Annotated in this window: 30 protein-coding genes; 15 read left to right on the top strand and 15 right to left on the bottom strand. The window is 63.7% G+C overall.

The features are described 5' to 3' along the window. Window positions 1-30: 30 nt before the first annotated feature. From MRUB_RS00215 to tsaE, 4 genes are all read right to left on the bottom strand, one after another. Window positions 31-843, bottom strand: a complete 813-nt coding sequence (locus tag MRUB_RS00215) for a carbohydrate ABC transporter permease (protein ID WP_013012343.1) — start codon at window positions 841-843, stop codon at window positions 31-33. After that, on the bottom strand, window positions 843-1,757 hold the full coding sequence (locus tag MRUB_RS00220; protein ID WP_013012344.1) for a carbohydrate ABC transporter permease: 915 nt from the start codon (window positions 1,755-1,757) through the stop codon (window positions 843-845). The genes MRUB_RS00215 and MRUB_RS00220 overlap by 1 nt, the downstream gene beginning before the upstream one ends. A 138-nt stretch (window positions 1,758-1,895) precedes the next feature. Continuing rightward, window positions 1,896-3,140 (bottom strand): extracellular solute-binding protein, encoded by a 1,245-nt coding sequence (locus MRUB_RS00225; RefSeq protein WP_013012345.1) that lies wholly within the window; start codon window positions 3,138-3,140, stop codon window positions 1,896-1,898. Window positions 3,141-3,316: 176 nt separating this feature from the next. After that, entirely contained in the window at window positions 3,317-3,742 is a 426-nt protein-coding gene (tsaE, locus tag MRUB_RS00230) for a tRNA (adenosine(37)-N6)-threonylcarbamoyltransferase complex ATPase subunit type 1 TsaE (protein ID WP_013012346.1), read from the bottom strand. A 74-nt stretch (window positions 3,743-3,816) separates the two neighbouring features. Here tsaE and MRUB_RS00235 point away from each other — a divergent pair, with 74 nt between their 5' ends. Further along, a complete protein-coding gene (locus MRUB_RS00235) occupies window positions 3,817-5,022 on the top strand; it encodes a TCR/Tet family MFS transporter (RefSeq protein ID WP_013012347.1) in 1,206 nt (401 codons plus the stop codon). On the opposite strand, the gene MRUB_RS00240 is transcribed toward MRUB_RS00235, so the two are convergent. After that, on the bottom strand, window positions 5,019-5,510 hold the full coding sequence (locus MRUB_RS00240) for a macro domain-containing protein (RefSeq protein WP_013012348.1): 492 nt from the start codon (window positions 5,508-5,510) through the stop codon (window positions 5,019-5,021). The genes MRUB_RS00235 and MRUB_RS00240 overlap by 4 nt on opposite strands. Before the next feature lie 62 nt (window positions 5,511-5,572). Between MRUB_RS00240 and MRUB_RS00245 the strand changes: the two genes are divergently transcribed. Beyond that, window positions 5,573-5,851, top strand: coding sequence for a hypothetical protein (locus MRUB_RS00245; RefSeq protein ID WP_015586590.1), 279 nt, complete (start codon window positions 5,573-5,575; stop codon window positions 5,849-5,851). After that, window positions 5,848-6,282: a PIN domain-containing protein gene (locus MRUB_RS00250; RefSeq protein WP_013012350.1), complete on the top strand. Its 435-nt coding sequence runs from the start codon at window positions 5,848-5,850 to the stop codon at window positions 6,280-6,282. Before MRUB_RS00245 ends, MRUB_RS00250 begins: the two co-directional genes overlap by 4 nt. On the opposite strand, the gene MRUB_RS00255 is transcribed toward MRUB_RS00250, so the two are convergent. Then, window positions 6,279-7,373: a C45 family autoproteolytic acyltransferase/hydrolase gene (locus MRUB_RS00255; protein WP_015586589.1), complete on the bottom strand. Its 1,095-nt coding sequence runs from the start codon at window positions 7,371-7,373 to the stop codon at window positions 6,279-6,281. The two genes, MRUB_RS00250 and MRUB_RS00255, sit on opposite strands and share 4 nt — an antisense overlap. A 19-nt stretch (window positions 7,374-7,392) precedes the next feature. Beyond that, window positions 7,393-8,178 (bottom strand): metallophosphoesterase family protein, encoded by a 786-nt coding sequence (locus MRUB_RS00260; RefSeq protein WP_015586588.1) that lies wholly within the window; start codon window positions 8,176-8,178, stop codon window positions 7,393-7,395. A 25-nt stretch (window positions 8,179-8,203) separates the two neighbouring features. Between MRUB_RS00260 and MRUB_RS00265 the strand changes: the two genes are divergently transcribed. Further along, window positions 8,204-8,797: a chromate transporter gene (locus tag MRUB_RS00265; protein WP_015586587.1), complete on the top strand. Its 594-nt coding sequence runs from the start codon at window positions 8,204-8,206 to the stop codon at window positions 8,795-8,797. After that, window positions 8,784-9,308, top strand: a complete 525-nt coding sequence (locus tag MRUB_RS00270; protein WP_015586586.1) for a chromate transporter — start codon at window positions 8,784-8,786, stop codon at window positions 9,306-9,308. The genes MRUB_RS00265 and MRUB_RS00270 overlap by 14 nt, the downstream gene beginning before the upstream one ends. 10 nt (window positions 9,309-9,318) lie before the next feature. On the opposite strand, the gene MRUB_RS00275 is transcribed toward MRUB_RS00270, so the two are convergent. The 5 genes from MRUB_RS00275 to MRUB_RS00295 form a co-directional block, all read right to left on the bottom strand. Beyond that, on the bottom strand, window positions 9,319-10,119 hold the full coding sequence (locus MRUB_RS00275; protein WP_013012355.1) for a GNAT family N-acetyltransferase: 801 nt from the start codon (window positions 10,117-10,119) through the stop codon (window positions 9,319-9,321). A 129-nt stretch (window positions 10,120-10,248) separates the two neighbouring features. After that, window positions 10,249-11,136: a GNAT family N-acetyltransferase gene (locus tag MRUB_RS00280; RefSeq protein ID WP_013012356.1), complete on the bottom strand. Its 888-nt coding sequence runs from the start codon at window positions 11,134-11,136 to the stop codon at window positions 10,249-10,251. A gap of 199 nt (window positions 11,137-11,335) precedes the next feature. Continuing rightward, entirely contained in the window at window positions 11,336-12,301 is a 966-nt protein-coding gene (locus tag MRUB_RS00285) for a GNAT family N-acetyltransferase (protein WP_013012357.1), read from the bottom strand. Further along, on the bottom strand, window positions 12,298-13,290 hold the full coding sequence (locus tag MRUB_RS00290) for a GNAT family N-acetyltransferase (protein WP_013012358.1): 993 nt from the start codon (window positions 13,288-13,290) through the stop codon (window positions 12,298-12,300). Before MRUB_RS00290 ends, MRUB_RS00285 begins: the two co-directional genes overlap by 4 nt. 19 nt (window positions 13,291-13,309) lie before the next feature. After that, window positions 13,310-14,293 (bottom strand): GNAT family N-acetyltransferase, encoded by a 984-nt coding sequence (locus MRUB_RS00295; RefSeq protein WP_013012359.1) that lies wholly within the window; start codon window positions 14,291-14,293, stop codon window positions 13,310-13,312. 271 nt (window positions 14,294-14,564) lie between these two features. Between MRUB_RS00295 and MRUB_RS00300 the strand changes: the two genes are divergently transcribed. The 7 genes from MRUB_RS00300 (at window position 14,565) to MRUB_RS00330 (ending at window position 20,213) form a co-directional block, all read left to right on the top strand. Next, a complete protein-coding gene (locus MRUB_RS00300; protein ID WP_244403982.1) occupies window positions 14,565-15,716 on the top strand; it encodes a GAF domain-containing protein in 1,152 nt (383 codons plus the stop codon). A gap of 28 nt (window positions 15,717-15,744) precedes the next feature. After that, window positions 15,745-17,142 (top strand): HD domain-containing phosphohydrolase, encoded by a 1,398-nt coding sequence (locus tag MRUB_RS00305; protein WP_013012361.1) that lies wholly within the window; start codon window positions 15,745-15,747, stop codon window positions 17,140-17,142. Between the two features lie 55 nt (window positions 17,143-17,197). Then, the gene (locus MRUB_RS00310) at window positions 17,198-17,917 is read left to right on the top strand and encodes an SDR family NAD(P)-dependent oxidoreductase (protein WP_013012362.1); all 720 of its coding nucleotides are present in this window, start codon (window positions 17,198-17,200) and stop codon (window positions 17,915-17,917) included. Window positions 17,918-17,954: 37 nt separating this feature from the next. Then, on the top strand, window positions 17,955-18,476 hold the full coding sequence (nrdR, locus tag MRUB_RS00315; RefSeq protein ID WP_013012363.1) for a transcriptional regulator NrdR: 522 nt from the start codon (window positions 17,955-17,957) through the stop codon (window positions 18,474-18,476). A gap of 35 nt (window positions 18,477-18,511) precedes the next feature. Then, window positions 18,512-19,249 carry a zinc ribbon domain-containing protein gene (locus MRUB_RS00320; protein WP_013012364.1) on the top strand — a complete coding sequence of 246 codons (738 nt, stop codon included), beginning with the start codon at window positions 18,512-18,514 and terminating at the stop codon, window positions 19,247-19,249. 16 nt (window positions 19,250-19,265) lie between these two features. Then, window positions 19,266-19,757 (top strand): NUDIX hydrolase, encoded by a 492-nt coding sequence (locus MRUB_RS00325; RefSeq protein WP_013012365.1) that lies wholly within the window; start codon window positions 19,266-19,268, stop codon window positions 19,755-19,757. Between the two features lie 177 nt (window positions 19,758-19,934). Next, window positions 19,935-20,213: a DUF4160 domain-containing protein gene (locus MRUB_RS00330; RefSeq protein WP_013012366.1), complete on the top strand. Its 279-nt coding sequence runs from the start codon at window positions 19,935-19,937 to the stop codon at window positions 20,211-20,213. Window positions 20,214-20,217: 4 nt separating this feature from the next. Here MRUB_RS00330 and MRUB_RS00335 read toward each other — a convergent pair whose 3' ends face one another. After that, the gene (locus MRUB_RS00335; protein ID WP_036198083.1) at window positions 20,218-20,988 is read right to left on the bottom strand and encodes an SDR family NAD(P)-dependent oxidoreductase; all 771 of its coding nucleotides are present in this window, start codon (window positions 20,986-20,988) and stop codon (window positions 20,218-20,220) included. 85 nt (window positions 20,989-21,073) lie between these two features. Between MRUB_RS00335 and MRUB_RS00340 the strand changes: the two genes are divergently transcribed. Genes MRUB_RS00340 through MRUB_RS15690 form a run of 3 tightly spaced genes read left to right on the top strand, consistent with a single transcriptional unit; the run spans window position 21,074 to window position 21,705 of the window. After that, window positions 21,074-21,328 (top strand): AbrB/MazE/SpoVT family DNA-binding domain-containing protein, encoded by a 255-nt coding sequence (locus MRUB_RS00340; protein WP_013012368.1) that lies wholly within the window; start codon window positions 21,074-21,076, stop codon window positions 21,326-21,328. Then, a complete protein-coding gene (locus MRUB_RS00345) occupies window positions 21,321-21,566 on the top strand; it encodes a PIN domain-containing protein (protein ID WP_013012369.1) in 246 nt (81 codons plus the stop codon). Before MRUB_RS00340 ends, MRUB_RS00345 begins: the two co-directional genes overlap by 8 nt. Next, window positions 21,556-21,705 carry a PilT protein domain-containing protein gene (locus MRUB_RS15690; RefSeq protein WP_015586584.1) on the top strand — a complete coding sequence of 50 codons (150 nt, stop codon included), beginning with the start codon at window positions 21,556-21,558 and terminating at the stop codon, window positions 21,703-21,705. The genes MRUB_RS00345 and MRUB_RS15690 overlap by 11 nt, the downstream gene beginning before the upstream one ends. 10 nt (window positions 21,706-21,715) lie before the next feature. Here MRUB_RS15690 and aguB read toward each other — a convergent pair whose 3' ends face one another. Both aguB and MRUB_RS00355 read right to left on the bottom strand, forming a co-directional pair. Continuing rightward, window positions 21,716-22,597, bottom strand: coding sequence for an N-carbamoylputrescine amidase (gene aguB / locus MRUB_RS00350; RefSeq protein ID WP_013012370.1), 882 nt, complete (start codon window positions 22,595-22,597; stop codon window positions 21,716-21,718). Between the two features lie 10 nt (window positions 22,598-22,607). Next, window positions 22,608-23,654 (bottom strand): agmatine deiminase family protein, encoded by a 1,047-nt coding sequence (locus MRUB_RS00355; protein ID WP_013012371.1) that lies wholly within the window; start codon window positions 23,652-23,654, stop codon window positions 22,608-22,610. Window positions 23,655-23,661 lie beyond the last annotated feature (7 nt).

Consider the following 23,661-nt stretch of genomic DNA (forward strand, 5'->3'; position numbering starts at 1 on the left):
CTCTGTTTTTGTCGCCCGCCCTGGAGGGCCCTAGCCCTTGACCCCGGTCAGTACCACGCCCTCGATAATCTGCCGCTGGAAGAATAGGAAGACCAGCAACACCGGCAGCACCGCCAGGCTGCTGGCCGCCATAATCAGGTTCCAGGCGGTGCCGGCCTCGCTTGAAAACAGCGCCACCCCCACCGGTACGGTGCGCATATCAGCGGTTTGCACCACAATCAGGGGCCACAAAAAGGCGTTCCAGTTGCCCAGAAAGGTAAAGATGCCCAAAGCCGCCAGGGCCGGACGCACCAGCGGGAAGGCGATGCGCCAGAACACCCCAAACTCGCTCAGCCCGTCTATTCGCCCGGCATCCAGCAGGTCGGTGGGCAGGGTATCGAAAAACTGCCGCATCAGAAACACCCCAAACGCACTGATGAGGCCCGGAAAGAGCAGACCCCAGTAGGTGTTGCTCCAGCCGTACTCGGTGCTCATCACATACCAGGGGATGATCAGCATCTCGGTGGGCACCATCAGGGTCGAAAGGATTAGCACGAAGATAAACCCCTTGCCGGGGAAGCGCAGCTTGGCCAGGGTGTAACCCACCAGCGAGTCGAAGAACAGCACCGAGGCCGTGGTGATGATCGCCACAATCAGACTATTCAGGAACCAGCGGGGGAACTGCGTATCGAACAGCACCTCGCGGTAGTTGTCCAGGGTGGGGGCCTGGGGCAGCAGCCGGAGCTCGAAAATCTCGGCGAAGGGTTTGAGGGAGGTCAGGAACATCCACACAAACGGAAAGAACATCACCAGGCTGCCCAGGGTCAGCAGGAGATAGATTAGGAAGGTAGACAGGCGTTTCATCAGTACTCCACCCGTCGCGACAGCAGCCGCAGTTGCACCAGGGTGATGACCAGGATAATCACGAACAGCAGCACCGTGATGGCGGCAGCATAGCCCAGGTCAAACCGGGCAAAGGCTTGCTGGTAGATGTACAGAGCCAGGGTGAGCGTGGAGCCCAGCGGCCCGCCCTGGTCGGTGAAGTTGAGGTTGACCACCTGGGTGAACAGCTGCAAAAAGCCGATGGTGCCGATTACCGCCGAGAAGACCATCACCGGGTTCAAAAGCGGAAGGGTGATGTGGCGGAAGAGCTGCCAGTTATTGGCCCCGTCAATCCGAGCGGCCTCGTAGTAGTCGCGGGGGATGTTTTGCAGACCCGCCAGAAACAGCACCACCTGAAAACCCAGGTTTTGCCACACCACCACCATCGTCACTGTGGCCAGGGCCTGGGAGGGGCTGGTCAGGAAGGGCTGGGGCGGGATACCAAACACCCCCAGAATCTCGTTAACGATGCCAAAGTTGGGTGATAGCATCCAGCTAAACACCCAGGCGATGGCAGCCGCAGGGGTGACGTAGGGCGCAAAGTAGATGGCCCGGAACACGTCCCGAAAGCGCGTCACCGCGTTGAGCAAGAGGGCGATGCAAAGCCCTAGCAGGAGCTGCAGCGGAACGCCCAGCAGGGTGTAGGCCAGTGTGTTTTGCAGGGCTTTGAGCAGGAGCCGGTCGTCCAGCATCTGATGGTAGTGCTCGAGGCCCACAAAAGGCCGTTGGCTGGGGTCGGCGTGCCAGTCGAAGAGCGAGAGCCACAAAGCCTGGAAGGCTGGCCAGATGCGGATAAACAGGAAAAAGGCCAGCGGGACGATTAAGAAGGCCAGGGCCCAGAGCGCCTCACGGTGGGCCAGCGAGACGCCGCGTCGGGCGGGTTCAGACGGTCTCATAAGAGAATGCCATTTCGGACTCAAAGGGGCTGCTTTGAATCCTGAGATCCCTTACGGGCGTTCGGTCTTGGGAGGGCCGGGGTTCCTCACCGCTGGGCGAGGAATCCCCGGCTCGGGTATTGCAGGGTTTCAGTCCTGCTACTTCCAGAAGGCATCCAGCAGCTTCTGCTCCTCGGCGGCGGCTATGCGCCAGGACTCTGCGGGGTCTCTGTTCTCCAGGAGCACCCGGTTGATGGCATCGGTCATGACCTTGCGCTGCCCAATTTCATCCACAAAAGGCGTGGCCTTGGCATAGGACAGCGAGAGCACGAAGGGGCCAAAGATCCTGTCCAGCGTGAGCTTGGGGTCTTTGATCAGGCTCTTGCGGGCCGGCAGCTCACCCACCTTCTCGAGCCAGTAGCGCTGGGTTTCCTCGGAGACTAAAAACTCCAGAAACTTGAGCGAGGCCGCCAGCTTGGGCCCGGTGGCCAGGGGGGTCAGGCCGTGCATCCAGAAGGAGCCGTAGTTTACCTTGCGACCGCCAACTTTTTCTACGGGCAGCTCGGCCACCCCCCAGTTGAACTTGGCCCCGCTGCGGATGGTGCCGATGGCGAATGAGCCGTCAACAATCATGCCCACCCGGCCGGCGATAAAGGCGTCGCGGTAGGCGTTGTTGCCGGGGAAGAACTGGTTGCCCAGGGTGCCCACGTTGTACTTTTTGAACCAGTCGGTGTAGAAGGTGAAGGCCCTGAGGCCGGCGGCATCGCCGTAGAGCACCCGGCGCCCGTCGTCGGAGTAGGGCCGCCCGCCAAACTGCCGAACCAGTACCTCGCGTACCAGGTGGTGATCCTGCCCGTCGGGGGCCATGGCGTAGCCCAGCTGGCTGAACCGGTTGCCGTCCTTAACGGTGAGTTTGGCTGCGATGCTCAGGAACTCGTCCCAGGTTTTGGGGGGGTTCTTGAAGCCGGCGGCGTTCAAGAGGTCGCGGTTGTAGAACAGGGCCAGCGAACGCACCGCGGTGGGCATGCCGTAGAGCCTGCCCCCTACCTTGGCGGCCTGGGCCAGGCTCGAGAACTCGTTGTCCAGCACCCTGGTGTACTCGGCGGGCAGGGGTTGCAGATACCCGGCCTTGACCCAGGTGGGCAGCCAGCCATAAAACAGGTTGACCACATCCGGTCCCTGGCCCGCGGGAATCGAGGAAGCCACCTTTTGCTGATAGGCGTCGAAGGGGAAGGTCTGATGCAGCACCTTGATGCCGGGGTTGGCGGCCTCGAATTTTTTGATCAGCTCATTCACCGCCTCGACCTTGCTTTTGAAGTCGTACTGCCAGTAGGTGATGGTGACCTGACCCTGGGCCAGTGCCGCTCCCAGCAAAACGGTCAGGATGAACAAGGCTTTTCGCATCAACTACCTCCTTTAACCTCGATGGGTCATACCCATTATATGACCAACCGGTCACCCGTCCAAAAAGAGCCCCACGACCCACAGCGGATTTTTCCTCATCCTGGGGCGCAAATGGTTTTTTGAACAGGAAAACCTGGCTGGCTGCGACGGGTTCTGGGGCGAGGCGGCCCGGATGCTCAGGCCAGCTTCGGAAGTGATGCGCGGCCGTGGGGGATGAGCTCGAGCCTCCGCCCGTGCTCGGTAGGGGTCAGGCGGATCTCCAGGCTGTCCGGAAACACCTCGGGCTTCCCCCACTCGATCAACACCAGGCGGGCCTCGGGCAGGTAGTCCTCGAGGCCCAGATTAAAAAGCTCCTCCTGGTCGGCCATGCGGTAGGCATCAATGTGCACGATCAGGCCCTGCGGGCTGGGGTATTCGTGAATCAGGGTGTAGGTGGGGCTGGTCACCTCGCCCCGAAACCCCAGGGCCTGGGCGATGAACTGCACCAGGGTGGTTTTGCCCGCGCCCATAGGCCCCGTAAGCAGCACCAGCGCCCCTTCGGGCAGGCTGTGTGCGAGCCGGTGGGCAACCGAACGGGTGTCTTCCAGATGCTTCAGCAGCACGCTTACTAGCTTATCGCCTAGATGAGCCTGTGCTTCCAATCCGCCCAGGCCGCGGGTGTCATAATGGCGCGGTCATGTCGAAGAGCGCCTCTATTCCCTTCATCCTGATTTCGGTACTTATCAACGTGATGGGCCTGGGTCTGGTCATTCCGGTCTTGCCCAAGCTCATCGAGACCCTGGCCGGCGGCGTGGAGGCCGGGGCCCGGCTCAATGGCCTGTTTTTTGCGGTGTACGCCGTAATGCAATTCGCCTTTGGCCCCATCCTGGGCATGCTCTCCGACCGCTACGGGCGCCGCCCGGTGCTGCTGGCCTCGCTGGTGGGCACCGCCGTGGATTACTTGATTGCCGCCCTCACCCAGTCCATCTGGGTGCTGTTTGCGGCGCGGGTGATTGCCGGGGCATTGGGGGCCAGCCTCTCGACCGCCAACGCCTACATTGCCGATATTTCCAAACCCGAAGAGCGGGCCCGCAACTTTGGCCTGATTGGGGCTACCTTTGGGATGGGTTTCGTGCTGGGGCCGGTGCTGGGCGGGCTACTGGGCAACATTGACCTGCGCCTGCCTTTCTACTTTGCGGCGGGACTGGCCTTCCTCAACTTTTTGTATGGCTACTTTGTGCTGCCCGAGTCGCTCAAGCCGGAAAACCGCAACACCCAGGCCCGCTCGCTCAACCCGTTTGTGGCCCTGGGGATCTTGCGCAAGACCCCCATCCTGCGGGGGTTATCCCTGAGCCTCGCGCTCATCTTTCTGGCCTTCGGGTCTTTGCAGAGTGTGTGGGTGCTGTACACCGCCTACAAGTTTGGCTGGGAGCCGCTCGAGGTGGGCTTCTCGCTGTTTCTGGTGGGCTTGGGCGGGGTGATTGTCCAGGCCGGGCTGGTTCGGCCCGTGGTGGCCCACCTGGGGGAGCGCCGGGCCCTGACCCTGGCCCAGAGCATGGGGCTGTTCTCCTTCACCTTGTACGGCCTGGCCACCCAGGGCTGGATGATGTACGCCATCATCGCCCTGGCCGCCCTGAGCAACCTGGGCCAGCCCCTCATTCAGTCCTTCCTGACCCGCGAGGTCTCGCCGCAGGAGCAGGGCACCCTGCAAGGGGCGCTGGCCGGGCTGCAAAGCCTGACGGTGGCGGTGGGCGGTCTTTTGGGTGGGTTCCTCTTTTCGGTGGTGGCGAGGCCCGAGGTGGCCCCCTGGCTGGTGGGGCTGCCTTTTTTTGTGGGGGCCCTGCTCTACGCCACGGCGGCGGCCAACACCGCCCGGCTGTTTCGCGGCCTGCGAGGCAGTTAGCGGCGCCGGGCCAGGGCCTGCCGGATGGCCTCGGCGTCGGCCTGGCTGTAGCCGTACAGGGTGATCTCCAGCGGGTCGGGGGCGGCCTCGAGCTCGTCCAGCATAACTTCTGCCACCTGGGGCACGCCCAGCCCGCCCACCCCGGTGCCCAGCAGGGGAAAGGCCAGCCGGTAGAGCCGGTGCTCCAGGGCCAGCCGCAGGGCGGCCTGGGTAGCGCTGCGGACGGTGTCCAGGGTAGCGGGCTGGTCGCCCAGCACCGCCGCGTGAATCACCTTGCGCACGGGTAGCTGGCCGGCCCCGGTGAGGGCCGCCTCGCCCACCCGGATGGGCCCGTGGCGGTCACACTCCCCCTGAATGCTGGGGCCGCCCCTGCGCCGGATGGCCCCGGCCACGCCACTTCCCAGAATGAGGTGGTTGTTGGCTGCGTTGACGATGGCGTCGCCGGCAAACTCGGTGATGTCACCCTGGGCCACCTGGATGCGGGCCATACCGTTATTTTAGAGGCCTACCCATCAAACGCCATGTGATGTATATAATGTATAATCGGGTCATGGTGCGTAAGCAGCTCTACCTGCGGCCCGAGCACGAGCGGCTTCTCAAACAAAAAGCCCGGGAGACCGGCCTTTCCGAGGCCGAGCTGATGCGCCAGGCCCTCGACCAATTTTTTCGAGATGTGGATGCGCCCCTACCAGGTCATGTGGAGGCCCTGGGGGCTTTTCTGAGGGAGGCCCAGCAGATTTCCAAACAGCATCGCCTGCCGGCAGAATGGCGCTTCAGGCGTGAGGAGGCCTACACCCGCGAGGCTCGCTGGGAGCGGGAGAAAACGTGAAATATCGCTATCTGGTGGATACCAACCTCCTGATCTACCCCCTGGATGCTCGAGACCCCCGTAAACAGCAGCAGGCTGCCAATGTGCTCCTCGAGCTAGTCCAGGAGGGTCGGGCAGCCCTACCGGTGCAGGCCCTGAGCGAGTTTGCCAGCGTAGCCCTGCGCCGCCTCGAGCCGCCCCTGAGCCCGCAACAGGTGGGGCTCGAGGTCGAGCGGCTGATGCAGGCCTTTCCGGTGCTTCCCCTCACCGCGCCGGTGGTGCTGGAGGCCCTGCGGGGCGTAACCCAGCACCGGCTCAGCTACTACGACGCCCAGGTCTGGGCCACGGCCCGACTCTACCAGGTGCCCCTGGTGCTTTCGGAGGACTTTCCCACGGGGGCGGTGCTGGAGGGGGTGCGGTTTCTTAATCCGCTGGAGGATGCGCTTGGCTAAACCTGGTAGTGCACGTAGGGGTTCTCGTGCGGGGGCCCGTCGGATATCCAGAGCTCCTTTGTTCCCAGGTTCATAATCACCGAAACGATGGTGCGGTAGGGCTCGCCCAGCGCGTATTCCTCCGGGCTGGCGGTGCGGCAGACCGCATAAGGGGCGCCATCCCGGTCGGATAGGGCCGCTTTGAGGTCTTCCAGGCCGGGTTTTTCCACCTCGCCCAGCCGCAGGGCCAGGCGCTCGGCCCGGTGGTGCGAGCGGTCGAGCCACTCGATGGGCGGCACCTCGATGCCGTAGCGCTCGGGGGCCAGGTAGTGGTTGGCGTGCACCAGCTGGCGCTCGTCCTGCCAGCGGCAGACGCCCTGGGGGGAGACCTCGATATCCACGGCCTGGGCCCCCTGCCCCAGCAGGAAATTGCCCGAGGCGGTGCGGGGTTCTTCCAACACCACGGCCTGGGCGGCCTCCAGGGTTTTTTGCCGCAACGCCTCGTAGGTGCGCAGGTGGAAGGGTTTGCCCAGCCCGGCCCAGTTGTCGCCCACCGAGACCAGCCCGTTGATGCACAGGCCCAGACCGTGGGAGTTGAGCCCGATCTTGCCACCAAAAATACCGGCCTCGGTAAAGGCCAGGATGCGGGTTCCGTCGGGCTCGGTGATGTGCTGCAAGGCCCCCTGTACCCCTTCCATCCAGTCCCAGTTCTGGCCCAGCCACAGGTGGCCGTCGGCGCTGTGGGCGGGCATCAGGGCAAAGGCGGTGCAGCCGTTGGGGGCCTCGCGGGCCGGGTAGACCGGGGGGGTGTCCTGGGCGAACTGATGATAGACGATCTCGTAGCGCACGTTGAGGGTGGCGATATCGACCAGGGGTTGCCCCGACCCCGCGGCGATGCCCTCGAGGCCCTGGGCGTAGGCTGGGTTTTGCTCCCGGATGGCCTGGAAGTAGCGGGCCCCCCGTTCGCGGGCCTCGCTGGGGGAGAGCTTGCACTCCACCTCGAAGCGGTGAAAGTAGAGCTCGAGGTTGTGGGCGATTTGCCCGGCCCAGGCGGTTCCTTGCTGATGGCCTTGCTCGTAGGGCGGGCCGGAGAGTTGCAGATAAGGTAGCATACCCTCTGCCATTATGGGCCTAGGGGCCCAGGTGGAATGTAAACCCCGGCCCACCGCGCCACAGGGCGTGATCCACGTTGAAGCACAGGCCATCGTTGTACTCCAGCGGGTAGAACACCCTCTGGGGCGGGTAGCCAATCAGGCTGTAGATAGGGGTGTGGCCGTGTACCAGCCGGTGGCCGCCCAGTTGCCCCAGAAATTCCTCGGTCAGGGCGGTGCCCCCCTCGAGGAAAGCAAACCGGCTGGAAAACTGCTCGGCCAGAAGATCCCATGTTTCAACCCTGTCCGAGTGCAGGATGTCGTACAGGTTGCGGTTGATCTGCGCCAGGCTCTCACCCCATTCCAGGTAAAACAAACTGTCGGCGTGCATCAGCAGGGTGTTTTCGACCAGGGCCAGGGCGGGGCGGTTGGAGAGCCACTCAATATGGGCCTCGTTCAGGCGCTCGAGATCCCGGGCCTGGCCGCCGACCTGTTTCCAGATCTCGCGAAAAGTCACGCTTTGGCCCTGGCGCTTGAAGCTGGGAATCTCGGTATCGGTAAAGTGGTGCGCGGCCAGCAGCATCAGGTCGTGATTGCCCAGAAGGGCGTGCACGGCACCGCCGGCAGCGGTAGCCTCGAGCTCCAGGCGCATCAAAAGCTCAATCACCCCCACCCCATCGGGGCCGCGGTCGGTGTAGTCCCCCAGGAACCAGAGCTGATTGGAACCCCCGATCCACTCAAGCCCCTCGCCAATGAAGCCCTCGCGTTGCAGGAGCCGGATGAGGGGCTGAAGGCAGCCGTGGATGTCGCCGACGACGTAGTGCACCGCCCGACAGTGTATCATCCAAAGGGTGAAGGTGCCGCGCAGCCGACTGTTTCTGGCTTTTTTGCAGGTGGGTTTGGTGGCTTTTGGCGGGGGTGGACAGGCCCAGATTTATCAGAGCATCGTGCTCAAGCACCGCTGGATGGAGGAGCGGGAGTTTCTGGAAACCACCGCGCTGTGCCGCATCCTGCCGGGGCCGGTGTTCGCCAACACCGCGGCCCACATCGGAACGCGCCTGGGTGGGGTGCTGGGGGGGGTGCTGGCCCTGCTGGGGGTCTTGACCCCGGGGGCCTCCCTGATGCTGCTGTTGAGCTTTGCCTATTTTCGCTTTGGGGCGGTGCCCGGCTCGCTGGCCGAACACGCCCTCAACGGGGTGGCGGCGGCGGCCATCGGGCTGATTCTGGCTACCATGCTGCGCCAGGCCCCCATCGCGCTGGACTCCCTCAAGGCCATCGGGCTGGCCCTGGTGGTGTTTGTGACCTATGGCCTGCTGCACTGGCCGCTGCTGCTGGTGCTGCTGCTCACGGTGCCGGTGGGGATGGGCCTGTACTGGTCGGAGGCCGCAGAAAATCCGGCCCACCATCGGGCAGGCCAGGGGATGGAGGCCGATGGCCGTGGGTGAAACCCTCGAGGTCTTCCTGGCCTTCCTGCGCTTTGGGGTGCTTAGTTTTGGCGGAGGCATGGCCAACCTGCCCGAGATGGCCCGCGTCATCATCGGCAACGGCTGGGTCACCCGGCAGGAGTTTGCCGATGGCTTTGCCCTGGGGCAGTTTGTACCGGGGCCCAATATGCTGGCGGTGCTGTTCTATGGCCTGAGCGCTGCGGGGCTGGGCGGGGCCCTGGCCGCTGCCCTGGGCATGTTCTTGCCGGGCGCGGTGGGGGCCATGTGGCTGGTGTGGGGCTGGGCCTGGATGTCCAGAGCCCAGTGGAGCCGGGCCCTGCGCAAGGCGTTGGTGCCCATCAGCATGGGCCTGGGCGCCAGCATGGTTCTGGTGCTGGTTCAGCTCAGCGTGGACTCACTCTTCTGGGGCCTGGGGGTGCTCCTGGCCTGTTACCTGATTTACCGCGGTGTGAGTGTGGTAATCGTAATTGCTGGAGGGGGGCTGTTGGGGCTGCTGACGGGGCTTTTGTAAGGCGCTGGTGTTATGCCAAGGCCCACTCGAGGGCGACCAGATGTTCGGTGGGTCGGAACCCCACCGAGGTGTAGAGGTCTTTGGCGAAGTAGTGCAGGTCGGCCAGGATCACCAAGTCTTTTGCACCCAGCTCACCAAAGCCGTATTGGGCAACGTGGTATAGCAGGGTTCCAGCCAGCCCCTGGCGGCGAAAGTCGGGATGGGTGTCCACGCTCTGAAAACGCCCCAGCCCGTCTTTGGCAAATAACCCCATCGAAGCTGCCAGTTGCCCACCCACAAACGCCCCGAACCAGTTTCCCCAACCTGCGGCAATCATGCGTCGGTACTCGGCAGCTTTGTGCTTCAGAAAGATTTCATACCCTTCGCCCTCACGTTCTTCGGCAGGCAGGGCGGCGTTTTGGATCAGCGCCATTTCCAGCCACTGCGCCCAGTCGGTGTCCGAATGGAAGGCGCGGCACTGGCAATGGGTGTTTAGGGTGCGGGGGGGATGAACCTTCTGCGTTGTTTGTACCACGGTTTGTTCCAACCAGAAACCCGCCTCGAGGAATTCCTGCGCTGCCCCTTGTTCACCGTTCACAAAATCCCAGGTAAACACAAAGTGGTTCAGCAAGCCCAACTCATCGTGAAAAATCTGCTTCCAGCGTTGCAAATCGCCGGGTTCGGGCGGCGCTTGGAAAATCAGGTAGTTGCCCCAGCGGTAGGTGGGGTTTTGCGGAGTGCGCACCACGATGTAGCTGGGCTTGACTTCGATATGGCTCTCGAAACTACGCAGCATCAGCTCGGTGCGGAGGCCCAGTGATTTTAGCTTCATAGCCGTTCTCGAAAAGAGATTTGGGTAGTACCCATTGCAAACCCCAGCTTCTTGTTGATGATCAACAGCGGGGCGTAGTTGGCGTAGCGGAGCGAAGCAGGGGGCGCGCTTGCATCGTGAAGGGGCGGATCAAAGCGTCTTGCTGAAGTCTAGCCATTGGTTGACCTCGGTGAATCCGGCGGACTGGTAGAACTCTAAAGTATCTGGCTCGCAGGCGACGCAAGCGGTCTTTGCCCCCAGCGCCTTCAGGCGGCGGAAACCTTCGGTCAGCACCGCCCGCCCCAAGCCCCTGCCCTCGAAGGTCGGGCGGGTGCCCACCGGCTCGAACTCTCCGATCCTATTAACCGGGTCGTACCAGATGATGCAGTACGAGGCGAATCGGCCTTCGGGGCTGACCGTCACCAGATCCAAGTCGGGGCGGTAGAGGGGGGCGGAGCGGATGTTGAGGTAACTCTGCATGGAAAACCGCGAAGGGTGCCAGACCTCGAGGTGGATGTCCACCCGCTCCCCCATTTCATGTGGCTCGAGGTGGCGCACCACGAAGCCCTCGGGCAGCCTGGGTGGGGGGATGTCCTTGTCCAGCGGGCGCTCGAGGAAGTACATCATGAAGGGGCTCTGGGCGTACCCGAGGGCTTGTAGGGTCTGGATGGTCTCGAGGTTGCTGCGGGCCGCGCTGGTGCTGACCCTAGCCGTGGGATCGAGACCAAGGGCGTGTGTCTCGGCGTGGGTGACCATCGCTCGAAGCAACTCTGACCGTTCCTCCGGCGAGAGCCACGGGGCCATGTAGAGGTCGAACTTGGCTCGCTTCTGGAGCACGAAGCCCACCACCGCGCCGCCCTGTTCCCAAATGCGAATCCCCTCCTCGGGTTTGTAGCTGGCATTTTGAAGCACGCCCCAGACAAAGTCGCCGGGGCACATAAGCTCGCTGGGTGTGGGGGTGCGGCGCCAGCACTCGATCACGAAGGCGGTCAGCGGCTCTAAGTCGGCAGGCCTGTAAGGTCTCGAGTCGAAGGTCATTCAATAGCCCCGTGAATGCTTTGTACAAGGTTTGGAACTCATACTAAATCTGCGCTTGAGTGGCGCATAAAGCGCCACTCACTTGCCGCACCGAATAGGTTCCGGCTTCGCCGGAATCGCGCAAGCGACTTGGCCTGAGGGGCGACCGAGGGTCTTTTCCGTTGCTTTTCGGTCAGTTATAAGCAGAATCGGTAGCACACTAGTTTTCCTCGCGCAGAACCTTTACCAAATCAATCCACGCGGGCATTTTCTCGAAGCCCAGGGCTTCGTTAATACCGAGCATCGAGCGGTTGGTCTGGGCGTTCTCGGTGCGGACTGCGGTTTTACCCAGATTTTTGGCGTGGGTCAGCGCTGCGACCTTGAGCGCCAGCGCGACGCCCTTGTGCCGGTGCGCCCGCTTTACTGTGGTGAAGCCGGTATTCAGGTCGTTGTCGGCGGGGCGGTGGAAGAGCATCGAGACGCCTGCGTACTCGCCGTCCTTCACCGCCAGGAACCACAGCTCAGGGCGGAAGTCTGGGTTGGAACGGACGTTCTCCCAGTAGCGTTCCATGTCAGGAAAGGTGAAGCTCTCGCCGGGTGGCAGCGGTACGTCGTGGCTGCCCTCCTTGTCCAGCTCGTACATCTTGTGCTCCCGCTCCGGGTCGGAGGCCAGCTCGGCAAAGCTCCTGACCTCGTAGCCCTGAGCCAGCACCTTTTCCACGGCCTTGGCCCACTGCGCGGGGTCGAACTTGGCCAGCTCGAGCTTCGATTCCCAGGTCCGGAACTCCTCGCGAAAGCCCCGTTTTTCTGCAAAACGCAGGGCCTCGGGTTTGTCGGCGCGGGTGGAGGCCAGCAACTTGATGGGGTCGTGGGGTTGCAGTTCTTGCATCATGCGCTCGTAGAGGGCAGTGCCGATGCCCTGGTTCTGGTGCGTGGGATGCACCGAGACTCCCACCCCGAACTTCTGCGGGTGATAGATCCACTCCATGTGAAAGAACGACGCCCAGCCCACCACCTCCCCGTTTTTCTCGGCCACCAGGCGGCGCAGGATCAGGCCGGGTTTCCTGCGCTCGTCGCTGGCCTTGAGGGTCTCGGCTAGCACGGGGTTGTCGGGCCAGATGAGGTTGCGTACCCGGGCCATTTCGGGGTAGTCGGCGGGCGTAAAGGGTCGAATCGAAAAGCTCATGATAACTCCTGTTCAGCGGGGCTCGAGGTCTCTTCCCCAAGCGCCAGCACATAGTCCGTCCAGATGGGCTGCTTCACAAAGCCCAGGGCCTCGTTGATGGCAAGCATGGCCCGGTTGTTCGACTCGTTGCCGGTGCGGATCTCCCGGATGCCCATGGTCTGAGCGAACTGGATGGCTTTGAGCTTGAGGGCCAGGGCCAGGCCCTTACGGCGGTAGGCCCGGCGGGTGCCGGTGAGGCCGGTTTGCAGATAGTCGCCGTCGGTTTTCCAGAGGGTGCTCAGGGCCGCGTACTGCCCGGTGTGGGGGTCTACGGCCACGAAATGGCCCTCGGGCAGGTAGTACTGGCTCTCGAAAATCCATTTGCAGTAGTCCTCGAAGCGCACCTCGCTCAACTCCCCAGGGCGGGGGACATCCTGGCGAACCTCGAGCCAGAGGTCGTAGAGTTTCTGCCGGTGCTGGGGGTCGGCCTCCAGCTCCTTCAGGCTTCTGAGCTGGAAACCGGCGGCCTCCACTGCCTCGATTTTGCCGGCCCAGGAAGCGAGGTCGAAGTTCCGCACATCAAGGCGCGACTCCCAATACCTCATCTTCTCCACGTAGCCCAGCTTTTTGAGCCAGGCCATGGCCTGGGGCTGGTCTTCGCGGGTGGTGCTCAGAATCGAGATGGGGTCGTGGGGCTTTAGGGCCTCCATCGCCTGCCGGTACAGCGCTTTCCCGATTCCCTGGCTGCGAAACCTCGGGTGTACCGTGACCCAGACCGCAAACTTTTGGGGGTGGTACATGCCTTCAAACTGGGTGTAATGGGCCACCCCCACCACCTGCCCATCCTGCTCGGCCACAAAGCGCCCCCACTTAATTTCCGGGGCGTGGCGGTCGCCCTCGCGCAGCCCGGCTACGCTATGGGCCTCGTCGGGCCAGGCCGCCTTCAGTACCTCAGCGATGGCCGGGTAATCGTGTTCTTCAAAGGGTCGGATCGTAAGATTGGGTTTCATGGATTCCTCGGATGCGGGGCTAGGGCTGCGGGTCAGAAGACCCGCCAAAAGCAGGCTGGCCAGGTTTTAGGGGTACGGGGCTGAGGCGCAGCAGCACCCTGGCCGGCTCCTTCACAAAGCCCAGGGCCTCGTTGATGGCGAGCATGGGGCGGTTGATCTGATGGTTGGAGGTGCGGATGTACCGGGCCCCATAAACCCGGGCGAATTCCGCTGCCCGCAGCTTGAGGGCCAGCGCCAGGCCCCGCCGGCGGTGGCTTCTGCGCACCCCGGTGAGGCCGGTTTGCAGGGTCTGGGGGCGGTGGGACTTGAAAAGCATGGTCAGCCCCACCAGATGCGTACCCTCGAGGGCCACGAAGAACCCCTCGGGCAGCAGGTTGGGGCCTTTGAGGCTGCGCTCCTGCCAGACCTCGAAGGGCCAGGGGGTGATGGGCTCGGCGGTGGGCACATCTCCCAGCAACTCGATTTCCAGTGCATACAGGTCACGCTGAAAGGCTTCCTCTTGCCAGGGCAGGGCGCTCAGGGGCTGGATGGTGAGGCCGGGCGGCAGGGGGCGGGCCAGGGGGCTGGGGTCGAAGTGGGCCAGGTCGAGCACTGAGTCCCAGCGGCGCTCCACCTCGACAAAGCCCTGGGCGGTTAGAAAGCGGTACTGGGGCCAGTCTTCCCGCACCGTGGTCTGCAGCGCATGCGGCTGGTGTGGGGCGATGCGCCCCTGCAAAAACTGCCACAAGGGCCCTTCCAGGGCCTGGTGGTGGGGGTGCAGGTAGTACTGCACCTCGAGCACCCCCGGCCTGGGGTCGTAGTAGGGGGTGGCGTACTCCAGCACCCCTACGGCTTCTCCCGCCACTTCAACCACAAAGCGCGCCAGCACATCGCCCTGGGTTCGAGTGCGGTCGAGGTGCTGCAGCCCGGCCAGGTCGGGCGGACTTTCGGGGTGGGCGGCCTGCCGCACCGCTGCGTAGGTCTGATAATCGGCCGCCGAAAACAAAAAAGGCCGAACCTGCATTGAACAATTCCTCCTTTAGCTACAAGCCCTGGAACAGCCAATAACCCTGTGGCCCCGACTGCGTCCACCCGACACTGTAGCAGAGAAAGGCCCCTGCCGCACGTAACGCCGCGGGGCCTCTTTTGGTGCAAATGTCCTGCGCGGGTGGGGGCTGGGTGGATATGCTGGGCGCGCTGTGTGGATGTGGGGGGTGGTCATCTCGAGCTTGCTAACCACCTTGCTGGTGGTTGTTTTTAGCCATCGAGGGCGCTGGGGACATACGCCTTTTTACATGCTTCTTGGGGCAGTGGGCCTGCTGGTCTGGTCGAGCGCCTGGTTTCCGGGGCTTTACTTCGGTCTTTTGGCCCTGCAGGTGGGGCTGCTGCTGGCATCGCTGGATCAGCCGCCGCGCTGGGGCAGAACCTGGCGGGGCCTGCTTTTGTTGGGCGGGCTGGGCCTGGGTGTTGATTTTTTGCTGCGCGCGCTGGGCCTCCCGCTGCCATCCAGGGCCGGCCATCTGGTGGCCCTGGGGCTGGGGGTGCTGCTGGGCGGGGGGGTGGTGCGCTGGCTTTACCCAAGGCTGGCCCCCAAGGGCCCGGTTCGGGCCCTGGCCGTGGTGCTACCGCTGCTGGCGCTAACCAACAGCGGGCTGCTTTTTCTGGCGACCCAGGAGAGGCTGGACAGGCTGGTGCTGGGGTTTTTGCTACAGGTTATATCGGCCGGGCCCCTGCTGGCTTTTTACCTCGAGGCGCTGCAACACCAGCGGCGCAGCGCCTCGATTGAGTCGGTGTACGCGGCCCTGCTCGATACCGTGGCGGCGCTGCCCCACCGCTCGGAGGCAGAGCTATGGTCGCGGCTCCTGGCCTCGGCCGTGCAGGTGGTGCCCGGTGCCCAGGCCGGTAGCATCCGCCTGCGGCAGGGGGCCGATTTCGTCTTTGTGGCGCAGCAAGGCTTCGACGAAGGTGTTTTGGGGCTGCGCAGCAGCGCCCACGAAGCAATGGCCTGGCATGGAGACCCTTTACAGTGGCGCCGGGGGCAGCCCCGCATTGCCAACCACGCCGATTTGCAGCGAATCTGGGCCACCCAGGCGGCCAATTGCCGGCTTTATGAACGCCTGAACCGGGCCAGCCACCAGCGCATCCAGCAGATCCGCTCGACTCTCTGTGTGCCCATACCGTTGGGCGATGAGGTGATGGCGGAGATCAACCTCGACGCCTTTCACGACCGGGCCTTCGATCACCGATCGATCGAGGTGGCCCGGCAGTACGCCCAGCAGGTTCGGGCGCTTTTGGCCGTGCATCGCCAGCAAAGCGAGCTCGAGGCCCGGGTACGCGAGCTCGAGGTCATCGAAGCCCTGAGCGGGGCCTTGCGGGGACTCAAAGGCACCAGCGAGATCACCAGGCGGCTGCATAGCAGCGCTGCTGCTGCTAGATCCCGATGGTGAACAGCAGCGCTGCTATGCAGCCGCCGGGATGTTCCTGGAGATCAAGGACACCCTGGTGCCCAGGGGATGGGGCCTGGGCTGGGCGGCCATCGAGACCCGCGCGCCCATCTGGCTGGATCAGGCCCACCTCGATCAGCGGGCCTACGGACAGTTCAGGCACCCCCCAGAGGCTTACTCGGAGATTGTAATCCCCCTGCTCAACTCCCAGGGCCAGCCCCTGGGGGTGCTGATCTCCGCGCGCAACGGCGAGCGGGCTTACCTCGAGCGTGACGTGCGCCTGCTGCAAATCATCGGCAACATCGCAGCCAACACCCTGGAGCGCGTGCGGGCCAACGAGAGCCTCGAGGCCGAAATCGCCGAAAAAACCGCCCTGCTCGAACTCTCACAGATGCTGGGGGGCAACGATGCGGCCTTGTTGCCTGCGGCGATGGAGAAAATTCGCCAGATGGGTCACGCCGACGCGATCGCCTTGGGGGTGCAGGAGCCGGATGGATACCACCTGCGCTGGCTGACGGGCCATCTGGGGGCCGAGGCCAAGGAGTTTTTGCAGAAGCCCCTGCCCCTCGAGCACCCTTTGGTCAACCTAATCCCGATAGAAAAGGCATTTCGGGTTGGCGATACCGCCGCACACCCTTTGCTGAAGCCGTATGCCAGGGTGGGTATACGCGGCCTGTACCTGCGCACGGTGGTTCATGAACCCGAGCTGAAGGTGGTCCTGGCCCTGATGCGGCTGGAGCCCAGCCCGGGCTGGGGCCCGGCGGAGGATCGGCTGCTGGAGGGGGCTGCCCAGATTTTGGGGGCCTTGCTCCTGCGCCTGGAGCGCACCCGGCAGCTCGAGACCGCCTACGAAGGGGCTTTGCGAGCCATCGGCCTGGCCCTGGAGGCGCGGGATCGCGAGACCGCCGGGCACACCGACCGGGTTGCGGCCCTGGTCGAGCAGCTAGGCCGGGCGCTGGGCCTGAGTGAGGCCGAGCTGCGCGACCTGCGCTGGGGGGCCTACCTGCACGATGTGGGCAAGCTTGCTCTCTCCGATGCCATCCTGCTCAAGCCCGATAAGCTAACCCCTGAGGAGTTTTGCACCATGCGAACCCATACCCATCTGGGGGACGACCTGGTGCGCAACCTGCCCTTTGTACCCCTGGCGGCGCGCCAGATTGTGCGGCACCACCACGAGCGCTGGGACGGGCGGGGCTACCCCGATGGCCTGGCCGGGGAAGATATCCCCTTGGCAGCCCGCATTTTTGCTGTCTGCGATGTTTTCGACGCCCTTTGCTCCCACCGGCCTTACAAAACCGCCCTATCGCCGGAGCAAGCCGCCCAGGAGCTTTGGCGCAGCGCCCAGAGCGGGCACCTCGACCAAAATTTGGTGAAGGTATTCCTCGAAACACAGGGCCTCGAGGCTGCCACCTCGCAGGCTGCCGACTGAGACATGGGTAGGTTCGTTACGCGCCACACGGCTTTTTGCGCTATGATGAAAACCAATGGTCGAATTTTCACGAGATTTACTAGGCTTGGAGCAGCGCATCGTCATGGTCACCGGAGCGGGGCGGGGCTTTGGGCGTTCAATTGCCCGTTCTTACGCCCGCAATGGGGCCACGGTTATCACGGTAGACCCCGACGTGGAGATGGCGACCGCCATCGCCTCCGAGGTTGAGCAGCTTGGCGCCCCGGCCATTCCCATCCGGGGGGATATGTCGGTGGTGCTGGATGTGATCAACACCTTCGAGAAAATCGAGGAGCTCTTTGGGATGCTGGATGGGATAGTCCACGTGACCAGCGCTGAGAGCAAAACCCCCTTTGTAGAGCTGCTGGAGGCCGAGTGGTACGATCTGCTCAACGCCGATGTAAAGTCGAGCCTGTACGTGTTGCAGCAGGGCCTGCGCTACTTGAGCGGGGGGGGGTTCGTCACCCTGGTACTCCCCCCCCTGCAGCGCGAACAGCCCCACGTGGCCGCCATTCGCGGTGCGGTGACCGGCCTGATTGAAGGGGCCACCCGGGTCTTCCCCACCAACGTGCGGGTCAACGGGGTCATCCCCAGCCGCGACCCGGTGGGTGAGGAGCACGACCGATCCCTGGTGCGGGTGGCTGTTGCGCTGGGCTCGATGGTTTCAGAAGGGGTGCGGGGCCAGCTCCTGGAGGTTCTGCTGCCCGATCCCCCCCACCAACCAGAGATCTACGATCTGCTGAGGGAGCTGCCATGAGGCCACCGACGACCTCACTGGCTGGATTGCAAGGCCTATGAACTGTCCTTTTTGTGGGAACCCCGATAGCCGCGTGCTGGACTCGCGTCCTTCCGACGAGGGCTCGGTGATTCGCCGCCGCCGGGAGTGCCCGGTCTGCAAGCGCCGCTTCACCACCTATGAGCGGGCCCAGGTGGAGCCGCTGCTGGTCATCAAGCGCTCGGGGCGTAAAGAGACCTTCGACCCCAACAAACTTTTGCGCGGCCTGAGCCTGGCCGCCCGTAAACGGCCCATCGATCCGGAGGTGTTGCAGGAGTTTGCCTTCGGCTTCGAAGATACCGTCAAGGAGATGGAAATTACCTCCGAGGAGATCGGGCTGCGTTCGCTGGCCTTCCTGAAGGAGCTCGATCCGGTGGCCTACATTCGTTTCGCCTCGGTTTACCGCGAGTTTGACAGCCTGGAGAACTTTATTGAAGAGGTGCGCAAGCTGGATCGCAAGCCAGGCAAGGGTAAAAAAGCCCAGAAGGCAGAAGAAGAAACACCTGACCTGGCCGATGAGGCCAAGCTGGGAACAGTCTGACCCCATGGCCCGCTGGGCGGTGTTAGACTATAGGTGTGAGTGACCCGCTGGCCGAGTTGAACCGTTTACAGGAACGCGACCTCGAGCTTGACCAGATTCGCGAAGATCAGTCCCGCGTTCCCGATGAGCTGGCCCAGGCCCGTGAGCACTTCAGGAAACTGGAAATTTCTCTGGGCGATTTGCAAGAGCAGCTGCGCGAGGTGCGCCTGGCCTATAACAAGCTCGACCTCGAGCTGCAAGACCTCAAAAGCAAGCGCGAAAAAGCCAAGGCAGCCCAGGCCCAGGCCACCGGGGCTAAAGAGCAGACCCAGTACGGCGAGCAGATTCGCCAGTTGTCGGGCCTGATTGAAGACCTCGAGGGCAACAACAAGGATATCGTCGGTCAGATTATGCCGCTGCTCGAGCAGATCGAGAAGCTGGAGGCGGAACTGGCCCAGGTCAAGGCCCAGATGGAAGAGGCCCGGCCTAAGCTCGAGGCTTTGGAGACAGCCAACCAGGCGCGGGTGGATGCCCTCGAGGCCGAATACCAGTCCAAAAAGGTCAGCCGCGACCAGTTAGCGGCCACCATCCCCACTGCCATTGTTAAGGAGTACGAGTCCATCCGCCGGGCTCGCAAAGGCACCGGCCTGACCAAAATGGCCAAGGCCGGCAACGGCTACCGCTGCACCGCCTGCAATGTGCAGCTTCCCATGCACGTGGCCCAGCAGGTTCACCAGGCCAGCAAGGTGGTGCGCTGCCCCTCCTGCGGGCGCATTCTTTGGAAAGGCGCGTAGTCGCGGTCGCCTCCCCATGCCCTATACCCCCATCCTGGCTACCCTGGGCTTCGTGCTGTCGCCGGACAGGCAGGAGGTGCTGCTGGTGTACCGCAACGCCCGGTCTCAGGATCCGGCCTATGGCCTATACAACGGCCTGGGCGGCAAGCTCGAGCCCCACGAAGACGTGGTGGCGGGCATGCGGCGGGAAATCCTGGAAGAATCCGGCCTCACTGCACTGCAACTCCACCTGCGCGGCACCATCTCCTGGCCGGGGTTTGGCCGGCAGGGCGAGGACTGGTTCGGCTTCATTTTTCTGATTACAGAATGGACAGGCAGCCCCCATGCAGCCAATGGCGAAGGCGAGCTGCACTGGGTACCCATCCAAAAAATTCTGCGCCAGGAGCTGCCCATGTGGCCGGGCGACCGGTACTTCTTGCCGCTGGTCTTCGATGCCGATCCACGGCCTTTTCATGGAGTGATGCCCTACCGCGGGGGCCAGGTGCTCTCCTGGTCGTTTAGCCGCTAGTCGGCCTGTCCTCCGCACTGAGGCCGTCCGAAACCGTTCCGTTTACCTCGGAAGCAACAGGCCCCGACGGAGATTAACACCATCTCATGCCAGCGGGGTTTCTTTCTGTTACCATGACGTTACGTCGTCCCTGCTATTTACGGTTATTTATCACATTAAGGGAGGAGCCAGGCCTGTATGATAACCATTCACCGTTCGGGACAGTATCGCTTTTACGTCAACTCGGGCTATAACCTCGAGCCCCCCTACATCTGCGTCAAGCATGAGGGGCACGTCGCCAAGTTTTCGCTCCAGCCGCTGGCCTTGCAGTCCAACAACGGTTTTTCCCGCACCGAGCTGAGCCGCATCCAGCAGGCCGTTCTGGATGCCCGCGACCAATTGCTCAAACACTGGGCCAACGTCCGGGGCACCGAGGGCGAGAAGCCCAGCGGGGAGCTGCTCCTGCACCAGGAGTGAGGCTTTAGACGGGCCGGCCCGCCATCATAAAGCTGGCGGTCATGCCGCCGTCCACCGGCAGGATCGCCCCGGTGATAAAGCTGGCTTTTTCGGAGGCCAAAAACACCACAGCCTGGGCCACCTCCTCGGGCCGGCCTAAGCGGCGCAGGGCGTGCAGGTCTTCCCAGTCCTGCCGGGTGAGTTCGGGGTGCGGGGACATCTGGATGGCCTCCAGCACGTTTTCGGTAGCGATGGCTCCAGGGGCCACCGCATTGACCCGGATCTTCATGGGGGCCAGGTCGAGCGCCAAGGAGCGGGTCAGGTTGACCAGACCCCCTTTGGAGGCATTGTAGGCCGCGTTGTTCTGTTCGGCGAACAGGCCCTGCACGCTGGCTACGTTTACAATCGCACCCCCGCCCTCTTTGACCATCTCCCGCGCGGCCAGCGCCGAGAGGTGCATGGGGGCGGTCAGGTTGACCTCCAGGGCCTGCCGCCAGTCGGCCAGCCCCACCTTGAGCGCCGAACCGGGGGGTGCGATGGCCGCATTGTTGACCAGGACGTGCACCCCACCCCACTGCTTGACCGCCTGCTCGACCAAACGCTCGCGGTGCTCGGGCTGGGCCAGGTCGGCGTAGACGAACAGGCCCCCCAGGCGCTTGGCTACCTCGAGGCCCTCGGGCCGCACGTCGCACAGAACCAGAAGAGCCTGCTCCTCCGCAAAAGCCTCGGCGATGGCCCGTCCAATGCCCCGGGCTGCGCCGGTGACCAGTACCACTTTGCCGTGAAACATGCCCAAAGTTTATCCAAAGCCAGCTTGTTGTGGGGCCGCTGGAAGCCTGAGAGGAGCCCACCCCTCGATTGCTTTCTGTTACGGTAAGTTTATGGCGCAAGGATTGGTAAGTGGAAAATATCAACTTACTTTACCGGTAGAAGTCCGCAAGGCGCTGGGCATCAAGCCGGGCGACCGCGTGGAGTATGTGGTCAAGGAGGGGCGTCTGGAGATCTGGGTGATCCGCCCTGACCTGTCCAAGGTGCTCGACGAGGTGCTTGCCGAGCACGACTTCGCCGCGCTACGCGCCGAGACCCACGATGATGCCGTGCGGTACGTGCGGGAGATGCGGAGCCTGGATGATTAGCCTGGACACCAACGTGATATTTTCGGCGCTCAACAAGGCGGGTGTCCACCACGACCGCGCCCGGCAGCTCCTGAAAAAGTATGGGGCGCTGGTTCTCTCGCCGGTGGTACACGCCGAGCTGATGGCCTCGAGCGATGCGCCGGGCATCCAACTTTTCCTGCAGAAAGCCCAGATATCTACCCTCTGGGAGGTGCCGCCCGCGGTGTGGGAAGCGGCGGGTAGGGGCTTTGGACAGTAGGCGCAAGGGCGGGCTCCCGCGAAGAACCCTGGCCGACTTCCTGATTGCCGCCCATGCCGAGTATCACGGGCTCGGGGTGATGAGCTTCGACGACACGGTTTTCACCGCGGTCTTCCCCAGCCTGCGGTTAATCCGCTAGGTGCCAAGCGTTAAGACCGGGGGGCGCGGGTTTTGCCGTCCAGGGTCAGGAGGGGGCCGTACAGCTCGGGCCGACGGTCGCGGAAGAAACCAAAACCGGCCCGGAAAGCGCGGGCTTCCTCCAGGTTGAGTTCGGCCAGCAGGATGGTCTCTTCGCTGCGGCCGGCCTCGGCCAGCTTGTTGCCCATGTAGTCGGCGATGAAGGAGGAGCCGTAGTAGGTCTGGGTGTGGCCCTCCACCACCTCGGTGCCCACCCGGTTGGCCGCCGCCAGGTAGCAGAGATTCGCGACCGCATGGCCGATCATGGCCCGCTGCCACATGTCTTTGGTATCCACCCCGCCCGCCTCGGCCGGCTCGGAGCCGATGGCCGTGGGGTAGAGCAGAATCTCGGCCCCCAGCAGGGCCATGCTGCGGGCGCACTCGGGGAACCACTGGTCCCAGCAGATGCCGGCCCCCACGTGGCCGAAGCGGGTAGGGAAGGCCTTGAAGCCGGTATCGCCGGGGTTGAAGTAGTATTTCTCCTCGTAGCCGGGGCCGTCGGGGATGTGCGACTTGCGGTAAACCCCCAGCACCTCCCCCGAGGCGTCAATCAGGGCCAGGCTGTTGAAGTAAGCCTGCCCCGCTTTTTCGAAAAACGAGATGGGGAGCACCACCTGTAGCTCCCGGGCTAGCTGCTGGAAGTGCGGCAGAAAAGGGTGATGCTCGACCGGGTGGGCCAGGGCAAAGAACCTTTCCCGCTCGACCTGGCAGAAGTAGAGGCTCTCGAAAAGCTCGGGCAGCAGCACGATCTGCGCGCCCTGGGCGGCGGCCTCGCGCACCATCTGGGTGGCCTTGGCCACGTTCTGCTCGCGGTCGGCGGTCATGGACATCTGAACAACGGCTAGCTTGGTCATGGCGGCTCCTCTAGCGTGTTTGGCCCGGCCATATGGCGCCGGCGGGCTGCTGCTGGGTGACGCAGTGGAAGCTGCCCCCGCCGGTGATCAGGTAGCGGCTTTGGAGGCCGATCACCTCGCGGCCGGGGAAGAGCGGGCGCAGGATTTCCAGGGCCTGTTCGTCGTGGGGGTCGCCGTAGATGGGCACCAGCACGGCGCCGTTGGCGATGTAGAAGTTGGCGTAGGTGAGGGGGAGGCGGGTCTCGCTATCCAGCCAGAGCGGGTTTTTGGGGAGGGGCAGCTCCACGATGCGAAAACCCCCCAGGCTTCGCAGGATTTCCAGGTTCTCCTGCAGGGGGCGGTGGTTGGGGTCGTCGGGGTCTGGGCAGACCGCCGTCACAATGGTATAGGGCGAGGCAAAGCGGGTCAGGGTGTCGATGTGTCCGTCGGTGTGGTCGCCCTCGAGGCCGTTGCCCAGCCAGATCAGGTGCTCGATGCCCAGAAACTGTTGCAGGTAGCCCTCGAGCGCCTCCTCGTCGAGGCCGGGGTTGCGCGCCGGTGAGAGCAGGCACTGCCGGGTGGTGAGGCCCACCCCCTGACCGTTGACCTCGAGGCTCCCCCCCTCCATCACGATGCCCGCCTCGAACAGCCCCATGCCCAGGATGCGGGCCATCTGCAAGGGCATCTGGTTGTCCTGCTGGGCTGGGTACTTCCCGCCCCAACCGTTGAACTCCCAGTTGACGGCGGCCACCTCAACTGGCCCCGACGGGGGGGTACGGGTTACAAAAATCGCCCCGGAGTCGCGCAGCCACAGGTCGTCGTGGGGGATGCGGTGAAAGGTGATGGGGCCCGCCAGCCTTTGCCGGGCGTCCCGCTCGGATTCTTCGTCGTGCAGCACCAGGTGCACCGGCTCGAAGCGGGCCAGGGTGTTCACGAAGGCCGCGAACTCCTGCCGCACGGGCTCCAGGTAGCCCAGCCATTTTTCCTCGTCGTAGGGCCAGGCCGTCCAGGTGGCGGCGTGCGGGGCCCATTCGGCGGGCATACGAAAGCCCAGGGCGCGGGGGGTGAGGTTCTCCACAAAGCCA

Source organism: Meiothermus ruber DSM 1279 (assembly GCF_000024425.1).
Taxonomy (GTDB): Bacteria; Deinococcota; Deinococci; order Deinococcales; family Thermaceae; genus Meiothermus; species Meiothermus ruber.